Source organism: Kiloniellales bacterium (assembly GCA_030066685.1).
Lineage (GTDB): Bacteria > Pseudomonadota > Alphaproteobacteria > Kiloniellales > JAKSBE01 > JAKSBE01.
Map to the genome: position 1 here is coordinate 45,155 of JASJBF010000023.1, position 10,489 is coordinate 55,643.

At 60.5% G+C, this 10,489-nt stretch carries 8 protein-coding genes and 1 pseudogene; 4 read left to right on the forward strand and 5 right to left on the reverse strand.

Annotated features, from left to right (window positions below; translation table 11 throughout):
• Positions 1 to 187 precede the first annotated feature (187 nt).
• A pseudogene (locus QNJ30_13985) lies at positions 188 to 1,554 on the forward strand (IS5 family transposase).
• A 12-nt stretch (positions 1,555 to 1,566) separates the two neighbouring features.
• On the opposite strand, the gene QNJ30_13990 reads toward QNJ30_13985, so the two are convergent.
• From QNJ30_13990 to QNJ30_14010, 5 genes are all read right to left on the reverse strand, one after another.
• Positions 1,567 to 1,806: an HGGxSTG domain-containing protein gene (locus tag QNJ30_13990; protein MDJ0944571.1), complete on the reverse strand. Its 240-nt coding sequence runs from the start codon at positions 1,804 to 1,806 to the stop codon at positions 1,567 to 1,569.
• Positions 1,730 to 2,278, reverse strand: a complete 549-nt coding sequence (locus QNJ30_13995; protein ID MDJ0944572.1) for a hypothetical protein — start codon at positions 2,276 to 2,278, stop codon at positions 1,730 to 1,732. The genes QNJ30_13990 and QNJ30_13995 overlap by 77 nt, the downstream gene beginning before the upstream one ends.
• 241 nt (positions 2,279 to 2,519) lie before the next feature.
• Positions 2,520 to 2,870: a hypothetical protein gene (locus QNJ30_14000; GenBank protein ID MDJ0944573.1), complete on the reverse strand. Its 351-nt coding sequence runs from the start codon at positions 2,868 to 2,870 to the stop codon at positions 2,520 to 2,522.
• Between the two features lie 225 nt (positions 2,871 to 3,095).
• On the reverse strand, positions 3,096 to 3,371 hold the full coding sequence (locus QNJ30_14005) for a hypothetical protein (GenBank protein ID MDJ0944574.1): 276 nt from the start codon (positions 3,369 to 3,371) through the stop codon (positions 3,096 to 3,098).
• Positions 3,372 to 3,483: 112 nt separating this feature from the next.
• Positions 3,484 to 4,311: a hypothetical protein gene (locus QNJ30_14010; protein ID MDJ0944575.1), complete on the reverse strand. Its 828-nt coding sequence runs from the start codon at positions 4,309 to 4,311 to the stop codon at positions 3,484 to 3,486.
• A gap of 696 nt (positions 4,312 to 5,007) precedes the next feature.
• Between QNJ30_14010 and QNJ30_14015 the strand changes: the two genes are divergently transcribed.
• From QNJ30_14015 to QNJ30_14025, 3 genes are all read left to right on the forward strand, one after another.
• Positions 5,008 to 8,040: a DEAD/DEAH box helicase family protein gene (locus tag QNJ30_14015; GenBank protein ID MDJ0944576.1), complete on the forward strand. Its 3,033-nt coding sequence runs from the start codon at positions 5,008 to 5,010 to the stop codon at positions 8,038 to 8,040.
• A gap of 106 nt (positions 8,041 to 8,146) precedes the next feature.
• Entirely contained in the window at positions 8,147 to 8,950 is an 804-nt protein-coding gene (locus tag QNJ30_14020) for a hypothetical protein (protein MDJ0944577.1), read from the forward strand.
• A gap of 12 nt (positions 8,951 to 8,962) precedes the next feature.
• Positions 8,963 to 9,859, forward strand: coding sequence for a DNA methyltransferase (locus QNJ30_14025; GenBank protein MDJ0944578.1), 897 nt, complete (start codon positions 8,963 to 8,965; stop codon positions 9,857 to 9,859).
• Positions 9,860 to 10,489 lie beyond the last annotated feature (630 nt).

Genomic DNA, 10,489 nt, shown 5'->3' on the forward strand with positions numbered 1-10,489 from the left:
CAGGGAATTAGTTCCCTGTGAACAAAGCGCAGTGGATTGATACGGCTGGAGTTTCTGGCATTTCGAAGTAGTCGGTTTTGCAGGATTTTGGGTGTTTGCCCTCTGGAACCTTGCGATTTTTCCCGCGGTTTGGGGATTCCTTGGCGGGCCGATCCGTGATTCCCTGTTCGCATCGAGGAGGGCATCGATGCGACCCAATCAGCCTGAGACACAGGAGACCGGCGATCTGTTCCGGGCCCGGCTCGAGCAGATCATCGACATGGGCCACGAGCTGGTGCGGCTGGCCGGCACGATCGACTGGGACTGGATTGACGAGCAGGTCGCCGGGCGCTTCAGCGACACCGGGCGGCCGGGGACCGAGACCCGCTTCATGGTCGGCCTGCTGCTGCTCAAGCACATCTACCACCTGTCCGACGAGGCGGTGTGCGAGCGCTGGGGGGCGTAGCCCCGCGCGTATGCGCCGACCCGTATTTCCAGTACTTCACCGGCGAGGCGTTCTTCCAGCACCGCTTCCCGCACGAGCGCTCGGGGCTGAGCCACTGGCGCCGGCGCCTCGGCGACAAGCTGGAGATCCTGCTCCAGGAGAGCCTGCGGGTGGCGCACAAGACCGGCGCGCTGAAGCCCCGGCACCTCACCCGGATCAGCGTCGACACCACGGTGCAGCCGAAGAACATCACCCACCCGACCGACGCCAAGCTGATGCACAAGGCGGTGGTCATGCTCGGCCGGCTGGCCAGGCAGCACGGGGTGCGGCTGCGCCAGTCCTACGTCCGGGTCGCCAAGCGGGCCGCGATCATGGCCGGGCGCTATGCCCACGCCAAGCAGTTCAAGCGCCACCACCGCGAGCTGCGCTTCCTGCGCACCCGCCTCGGCCGGCTGATCCGCGACATCCGCCGCAAGATCCATGGCGACGAGACCTTGAAGGAGCTCTTCGCCATCCCGCTGTCACGGGCCGATCAGGTGCGCCACCAGCGGCAGCGCCAGCGCGGCTGGAAGCTCTATTCGCTGCACGCCCCGGAGGTCGAGTGCATCGGCAAGGGAAAGGCGCACCGACCCTACGAGTTCGGCGTCAAGGTCTCGATCGCCACCACCAACGCCCGCGCGCCGGGCGGTCAGTTCGTGGTCCACGCCAAGGCCCTGCCCGGCAACCCCTATGACGGCCACACCCTGGCAGATGTCCTCAAGCAGACCCAGGCACTGACCGGCGGCGAGATCGAACGGGTCTACGTCGATAAAGGCTATCGTGGCCACAATGCGCCCAAACCCTTCCGGGTCTACCGCTCCGGCCAGAAGCGTGGCCTCCACGGCGTGATCAAGAAGGAACTCCGGCGCCGCTCCTCCATCGAGGCGGTGATCGGCCACCTCAAGACCAACGGCCATCTCGGACGCAACTACCTCAAAGGCCGCCATGGCGACCAGGCCAACGCCGTCCTCACCGCCGTCGGCCACAACCTTCGCCTGGTCCTCAGATGGCTGAGGGCTTTGTTGTCCAGAATCCTGGCCCCGATCCTTCGCTTGCTCACACCAATTCCCAACCCGAACCCGGCTTCTTAACGGTCAACGAGTTCAGATTTCTTCGCGAAGGCTATCAAGCTGCTCCCGCGCTACCCTGAACAGGGTGCTCATGGCTCTTCGCTCCTCAATGGCCGCAGCGCTCCAGTATCCGTGCTTCCAGGCGTTTCGGTTGCCCTTGGGCGCCCCGGGCGATTTTCCGCCGTGCATCCGGCATCTACCGTTTGACATCGCTGGTGAGCGGCACGGACGCTTCTTCCTCGTCCGGACACCGCAGCGTGGGCTCTGGTGCATGGGCAAGAGGCTTTGCATGGGGTTGTTCCTCTGGTTTTGACGCTTCCCTGTCCCCCCGGGTCACCTGGCCGACGATAGCCTGACCGCCGTCATGGACGTGCACGTGCTTGACGGTCACCTTCTGCTGGCCCTTTCCGCGATACTTTCGAAGCGCCGCCATTTGGTCGACATAGAGGCGGGCGAGGCGGGTTCCATGGCGCAAGGCCATGTCGCGGCCGACGAAGGTCTGCTCGGGAATAGCCGCGCGGCAAAAGCACTCCTGAGCAGCGGAGTGCACCGCGACCATTTGCGCCGCCAGCAGGCCCTCGACACCGTCCCGAGGTCCAATCTCTCTCAAGGCGCCAAGCCCGAATTGGACGAGCCGCCCTTTTAGGTCCACAGGGCATTCGCTGCCGTACCAGAGCGTGCCGAGGACTTGGTTGAGCAGGGCAAATGAGAAATCGCCGCTTTCCGTCCCGGTCAGAGGCTTCAAGTGTGCGCCATCGGTGGGAACCGGCTTGCCGGGTGCCGTGGAGCCATTCCGTTTCCGCGTCGACGCCATTACTTTTTCAAATGCTCTTTATGTAGAGGCCACGGTCTCGTGAGGTCTGCATCACACAGCAGTACTCCCACCAAGATATAGAAGGTCTCCGCAATGTGCGAGCACGGATGACCTCAAATATCGCCTTGAGATTTCACTTCTACAGGGTCAAGAGCGGGCGCCGCTGGGACCGTCATACTCTGCAAAACGAGAGTACGGTACTCTGAGATTTCTGGGTAGCTTTTCGTTTCCTACGCCCTGCACGCAGCGCCTTTCTCTCGGCCTTCCATTGCTGGACTTGGTCTTCCGTCCGTCGCTTCCACTGGTTCGTGGGCGGGGTGTGGTCACGGTCGGGCAGATAGGTCAGCCGAAACCTTGAGGGTTGATTGGTTCCGGCCCATCGCCCTCCACGCTGGAACCGCAGCAAGCCGAGGAATTCGGCTTCTTCGATCGCCTCGCGAATGCCGTTCGATCCGAGGCCGTAGGCCCGTAGCTGTTCATGTGTGGCCTTCAGATTGCCGTTCTCCGTTCCTGCGTGGTTCATGTGCTCGATCTCCAGGAAGTCCAGCAAGCGTGCGCAGTTGATAGATCTCGCTCTCCAGGCGGGGCTCGATAACAATTCACGGGTATGCCAGACCCAGGGTTCTCCCTTGGGCGGGCGATTGGCTTTTCCGCGGCGCCCCGACCTTTTTCCCGAGCTTCGGCCGGTAGCATCGGGCTTCCAGTGCGCAGGCATTGGTTGACACCCAAAATCCCGGAGATCCGCAATTCAGAGCCCAGTGCCTCTGGGCGCCGATGGATTCCATTCCGAGGTGGAGGAGAAGGCCCGCGTCTCGGCCCAGCGCGACGGATCAGAGAGGCGATAGGCCACACGCTTGGCGCCGAGCTTGTAGAACCGCGGTGCACCGCCCGGTGGCGGCTCAACGCGCCAGCGCTGAAGGGTCCGGACGGAGATCTTGAGAAATGCCGCCGCCTGCCGTTCGGTAACGAAGGGCTCTCGGCTCGGTGTTTCGACTGAATCAGCGGCGAGGGTAGTGTCGCGCATTTGGGCCTCCATGGTTGTCTGGACGAAAGCCGTCAACTGGAGGCATCAGACCCGAACAGGATCCTTCTGTCGGACGGAATGGAGCGAAAAAGGGGCGGAAACCGCCTGTTCCTTAATTTCCGCCCTCCTTCAAGTGCCGATAGATGTTGCGGACCCGCTCCTTCAAAACGCTCTCCGAAGGTTCCTGTCCGTAGGTCCGCTGGAACCATTCAGCCATAGTGCGGTCAAGCTCGGCTTGGGTAGCTGGCAGCCCGTCCGGAAGGTTGGCAATGCGGATGACTTCCCGATAGAAGGCATCCCAGTCGTATTTCCTGGGACGCCCAGAGCTGTGACCTTTCGGTAAGTCTTCGGCACCTTGGTTTGCGGAAGGAGCGCTTTGCTCAGGCGTGTTTTGACGCCGCTTCTTCGCGTAACCCGCGGCGGCCTCTTGGATCTCGCTCGCCTTCACCAGGATCGGCCCGTTCCGATACATTGGGGTCCCTTCCAACGCGGCTCCTATGCGGACCTTTGCGGTAGCGGTCCTGGGGCGCAGGGCTGAGGTCCAAAACTGCTCCTCGCTCCAGATCCATGCCGGAATCGGCCATAGTCGTCCGTCCAGCACATCAGCGGACACGTCTTGTGCGAAGAGGCGTTGGCTTAACCAATCCGATGCGTCCCAAAAGCGGAAGAAGGCTGCCGATTCGCGCTCGTAGCGATCTCGCGGAATCGCGTGCAGAATGATCCCCGAATCGCTATTGACCCCAGTTGGCGGGGCTTGCCGCTCAACTCGACCCGCCCGCTCCAAGAGCAGCTGGGCGTCGTCCTCATTCGCGGGCAATGGGGGCAAAGGTCGAGCGGTAGGTTCCAGACCAAGCCAGTCCTCGGAATAGAGTACCTTTCCAGCGTCCTCTACGGCCTCAGGGAGCCACCAGTAGCCATCCGGGACAAACATCGGCGGCATGCATCTCTCCCAATGAGGAAAAGGCGAGTGATCCCGGGCCAAATCTATCAAGGACACCGCCTTAAGCTCCTTTCTTGTCTGGCTGTGACAACACGCCGCTCGGCGCCGACGAATCGGGTCGAATCCGGAGAGGATTATACACCCACCGGCCGCCGGGTTTATCCCCTGTCCGCCAGCTTCACGCTTGGACTTGGCCAGCTTCGTGAGGATGATCGGCGTCTGCCCGCAGAGATGACAGGCTGCGGTCGGAGACGGGAGCTCTCGAGCTATCGAGACCGTTTCATCGAAGGCGGGCGGGTGAAAGGGGCGGTCACTGCTAGGCAAAGTCTTACCGGGCTGACTGAAACCCTGCGAAAGCGAGAGCAAATCGCTTGGTATGAACTCCGAAAGCCTTTTGGTGACTGAGCCTGGCGCGAATTGCTACGCCCTGGGAAGTTTCAACGACAAACCATGCTACCCAACTTCGACGTCGGCGTTTCTTTCCGTTCCGTGAGACTAAGAAAGTATACCCAACAAGCCGACATGACATGCCAGAATTAGCCGAACAATGGGCAGTATCGCCACGTCCCGCTATTGCTAGCCATAGATCCTGCTCGGTATGGTAGCGCCGCGAATCAACGGGGGAAGGCGATGGCGAAGGGCAACGACAGCATTGTCCTGCGCGTCGACCCCGAATGCCAACGCCGAGACTCCTGAATGACCGAACAGTTTTTTGAGCGGCCGATCCTCAACTCGCCCTACGAGTATCCGGCCCGGCACTGGGAGCTTGATGAGGACGGCCAGCCGACGAACAGGATCCTTGAGGTTCGGCGGCGCTCGGAGCTGATTACACCGGTCCCAAAGCCCAGGAAGCGCCGCCGCGCGAAGGGTCAGAAAGAGTTGGGGCTGGGGATCGAGGATCTCTCTTCCGAAGAGCAAGAATACAATCCTACGCCGATCATCAATGAGATCCGCAGCCACGTCGACTCCTGGCGCAAGCTGCCGAACCGGAACGACTGGCAAGTAACGCCCGAGACCGCCCGGCTCTTGCAGCATTGGCGACATCATCGGTTCCAGGACATTCGCCCCTTCTTCTGCCAGGTCGAGGCCGTGGAGACCGCGATCTGGCTGACGGAGGTCGCGCCCAAGCTCGGCCGGCGAGGTAATAAGTTCTGGGAGCACCTCAAGGGGGCCAACGAACAGGCCAATCCCGCGCTGCTGCGCATCGCCCTGAAGCTGGCGACCGGCGCGGGCAAGACCACGGTCATGGCCATGCTGATCGCTTGGCAGACAGTGAACGCCGTCCGCCATCCCGGCAGCAAGCTCTTCACCCGCGGTTTCTTGGTGGTGGTGCCCGGCATCACGATCAAGGACCGGCTGCGGGTACTGCAGCCCAACGATCCGGACAGCTACTACCGAAGCCGCGAGATCCTGCCCAACGACATGCTGGGCGACCTCGAACGGGCCAAGATCGTCATCACCAACTACCACGCCTTCAAGCTTCGGGAGCGGATGGAGGTCTCCAAGACCGGTCGAGCCCTGCTCAAGGGCCGCGGTCCCGAGCTCAACACGCTGGAGACGGAAGGCCAGATGCTGCAGCGGGTCATGCCCGAGATCATGGGTATGAAGAACGTCCTGGTTCTGAACGACGAGGCCCACCACTGCTATCGCGAGAAGCCGCAGAGCCATGAGATCGACGAGCTGAAGGGCGACGAGAAGGACGAGGCGAAGAAGAACAACGAGGCCGCGCGGCTCTGGATCAACGGCATCGAGACGGTGAAGCGCAAGCTCGGCGCCCGCACGGTCTTCGACCTTTCGGCGACTCCGTTCTTCCTGCGCGGCTCCGGCTACGCCGAGGGCACGCTCTTCCCCTGGACGGTCAGCGACTTCTCGCTGATGGATGCCATCGAATGCGGCATCGTCAAGCTGCCGCGGGTGCCGGTGGCCGACAACATCCCCGGCGGCGAGATGCCGAAGTTCCGCAACCTCTGGGACCACATCGGCAAGAAGATGCCGAAGAAGGGACGCGGCAAGTCCGGGAAAGTACTCGACCCGCTCAGCCTTCCTGCCGAACTTCAGACCGCCCTGGAAGCGCTCTACGGCCACTACAGGAAGACGTTCGAGCTTTGGCAGGAAGAGGGGATCGGCGTTCCCCCGGTCTTCATCGTGGTCTGTAACAACACCTCGACCTCGAAGCTGGTCCACGACTTTATCTCGGGTTTCGAGCGTGAGACCGAGGATGGCAAGTCTTCGCTTGTCTATGGTCGTCTGGAACTGTTCCAGAATCACGACGAATACGGGAATCGTCTAGCTAAGCCTCGCACGCTTCTGATCGACAGCGAGCAGCTGGAGTCAGGCGACGCGCTCGACAAGAACTTCCGCGATATGGCGGCGGACGAGATCGAGCGTTTCCGCCGAGAGAGAGCCGCGCGCTTGAATGACCCAATCGCGGCCGCAAACATCACGGATCAAGAGCTGCTGCGCGAGGTCATGAATACGGTCGGCAAAGCGGGGCGGCTCGGCGAATCCATCCGCTGCGTCGTCTCGGTCTCTATGCTGACCGAAGGCTGGGACGCCAACACCGTCACCCACATCCTTGGAGTCCGCGCTTTCGGCACCCAGTTACTCTGCGAGCAAGTAGTGGGGCGCGGCCTGCGCCGTCAGTCCTACGACCTGAACGAGGAAGGCCTCTTCAACGTCGAGTATGCCGACGTGCTCGGCATTCCCTTCGACTTCGCGGCCAAGCCGGTCGTGGCCCCGCCCGCCAAGCCGCGCGAGACTATTCGCGTCCACGCGGTCATACCCGATCGGGACGCTCTGGAGATCACCTTCCCCCGCGTCGAGGGTTACCGCGTCGAGTTGCAGAACGAGAAGCTCACGGCCAACTTCAGCCCCGACTCGCTGCTCCAGCTGACACCGGATCTGGTCGGTCCTTCGGTCACCAAGAATCAGGGAATCATCGGAGAGGGCGTCGACCTGACCGTGAAGCACCTGGAGGACATGCGCCGCTCGACGATCCTGTTCCACCTGGCCAAGCACCTGCTCTACACCAAGTACCGCGATCCGGGCGAGGAGCCGAAGCTGCACCTCTTCGGCCAGCTCAAGCGGATCGCGCGGCAATGGCTCGACGGCGGCTACCTGCGCTGCACGGGCGGCACCTATCCGGCCCAGCTCCTCTACCAGGAGATCGCCGACATGGCCTGCGAGCGCATCAAGACCGCGATCACCGAGACGCTGGCCGGCGACCGCCCCGTGAAGGCGATCCTCGACGCCTACAACCCCATTGGCTCGACCCGCTTCGTCAACTTCACCACCTCGAAGGAAACCCGCTGGCAAACGGACCCGCGCAGGTGCCACGTCAACTGGGTCGTTTGCGATAGCGATTGGGAGGCGGAGTTCTGCCGCGTGGCCGAGGCGCATCACCGCGTCCGGGCTTACGTGAAGAACCAGAACCTGGGACTCGAGGTGCCTTACCTCATGGCCGCCAAACCCAGGAAATACCTTCCCGACTTCATTGTGCAGGTCGACGATGGGCAAGCCGATCCCCTGAACTTGATCGTCGAGATCAAGGGCTTCCGCGGCGAGGACGCCAAGGAAAAGGCGAACACCATGCGCGCCTACTGGGTGCCCGGCGTGAACAACCTGGGCAAGTTCGGCCGCTGGGCCTTTGCCGAGTTCACGGAGGTTTATGAAATCGAGAGTGAATTCGGAAAGCTCATCGAGTCTGTTCTTTCTCCAGAACTGGCGTGATGGAAGAGCTATGCCAAACAGGCCTATGAAGCCGACTGTCGAGAACCTAGGCCAGCATGGAGCCAGACCGCTGACACGATGGCTGATTGCGGCAGCAGAGGAGCGGATGACAATCACCTACGGTGAAGCAAAGCGCCGGCTAGAGGATGAGTATGGTTTCGACACGATATTCTCGCCCATGATGGGGCACCCCGCCGGTGCTGCCATGGACAACATTCGTCAGGCCGAGCCCGATGCGCCGCTTCTGAGTGTGTTGCTCGTTCAGCAGGGCGACCGATTGCCTGGTGATGGTGCAGGCATTTTTCTGGCCGAGCGTTTTGATCAGCCGCAGCTTCTGGAAAAAGGCGCCCGAAAGAAGTATCCCGACTTGTGGAAACAGACCTTTGAGCAAGCGGCAGATGAAGTCTACGCCTATCCAGACTGGAAAGGCGTTTTTGAGCGCATCTATCAGGAGGACTATCAGCCTGACCCGGCCTCCATAAAGCGGCGACTCGGGAAGGATGGCAAAGAGAAAGATGGCCTGAAACGCGGGCGCCACGGAGAGGGCCCCAACCACCGAGCCTTGCGGCTTTGGACCAAGGAGAACCCGGAGCTGGTTATGCCCTCGCTTCTGCCGATCCGGGCCGAAACCGAGGTCGAACTCCTGTCTGGGGACCGGGTCGATGTTGTCTACTACACGCCTTCCATGACCCTTGCGATTGAGGTGAAGTCAATAGACTCGAACTGGTTCGATCTGCGGCGTGGAATCTATCAGTGCGTAAAGTATCGAGAGGTTCTAAGGGCCCAAGACGCACGGCGCGATCCAAGTGTCGACTGTCTGATGATCACTGAGCTGGAACTCGATGGCGATCTCAAGAACCTCGCCAAGCTGCATCGTGTGAAGCTCTTGGTTTCGTCGATCAACACATAGCGAAGGTCTTGGATGGCGAGAAAACCGAAGAAGCCGGTCGAGGTCGAGACGCTGCGTCACGAAAAGGCGAAGCGGTGGAACATTCCGACGGCGGAGTTCCAGTCGGTGATGGCGGAGGAGGAGAAGAACCCGATCCGCATCGCCTACGAGCGGCGCAACCGCGACCTCGACCCGCAGCTGGTCTGGCGCGGCAAGGATGAGCAGGACTGGTCCGACCTCGTGGTCCAGGCGCCGCCGCTCTACATCCAGGAGAAGCTCCACCCGAAGGTCCTGATCGACGACCTGCTCAAGCAGAGCAAGGAACGGGCGGAGCAGGCGGAGCCCGAGATGCCCGACCTCTTCGCCGACTTCAACGGCCTGCCAGACGCCGAGGCCGCGACCGAGTTCTACCAGCACGCCGCCAACTGGTCGAACCGCATAATCCTCGGCGACAGCCTGCAGGTCATGGCCTCCCTGGCCGAGCGCGAAGGCCTGCGCGGCCAGTTCCAGTGCATCTACCTGGACCCGCCCTACGGCATCAAGTTCAACTCCAACTTCCAGTGGTCCACAACCAGCCGCGACGTCAAGGACGGCAAGGCCGACCACATCACCCGCGAGCCAGAACAGGTGAAAGCCTTCCGCGACACCTGGCGTGATGGCATTCACTCCTACCTCACCTATCTGCGCGATCGGCTGGCGGTCTGTCGTGATCTATTGACTGATAGTGGATCGGTATTTGTCCAAATTGGAGATGAGAATGTCCACCGCGTGCGTGCTGTTATGGATGAGGTATTTGGCGATGAGAATTTCATCACTGAGATTGTAGTGAAGAAAAAAGGTAGCCAAATCAGCGGGACAGTTGATTCAGTAAATGATTTCATCCTCTGGTATGGAAGACAGCCGAAGGATACGGGACTTCTCAAGTTCTGACCCCTTTTTCACGTAAGAGAAGATGAAGAAATCTTCGATGATTTTCCTCTCGTTGAGCTCAGCTCCGGTGAACGTATCCGAATCTCCGACCTTGGAAATCGCGAAGGTGAATCCTACCACTTGAACTATGCCCTTCTCCAAGAGCGCCATCCGGGCGCGCGCTTTTTTTTTGCGCTAAACCCACTTAAGAGTGGTGGATATAGAAGAAATCAATCTCACGACTTTCGGTTTCAGAATAGGGTATTTCCGATTCAAGATGGACAATGCTGGAAGCATACTGTTATTTCAGATGGAGAAGGGCCATCTGGTATGGATCGCCTTAGCCGAGCGGACCTTTTGTTTCCATTGAAGAGAGATGTTCGGTTCATTAGATACTCTCCAAATCCTTCTATCAAGCGGACTTCCAACTGGTGGGACAGTTTAGGTGGTGCCTCTTCTCCGATCTATGTTGTCCAGACGAATCCGGAGATAATAAAGCGCTGCATCCTTATGACTTCTGATCCAGGAGATCTAGAGCGCCACGCCTTAATTGGGAATCGTTGAGGGATTTCCTTTTGGGGCGAAGTGTGATTCACCCTAGTTGGAGGTGGATCATGGGCAAGAGCTATTCCTTGGACCTGCGGGAGCGGG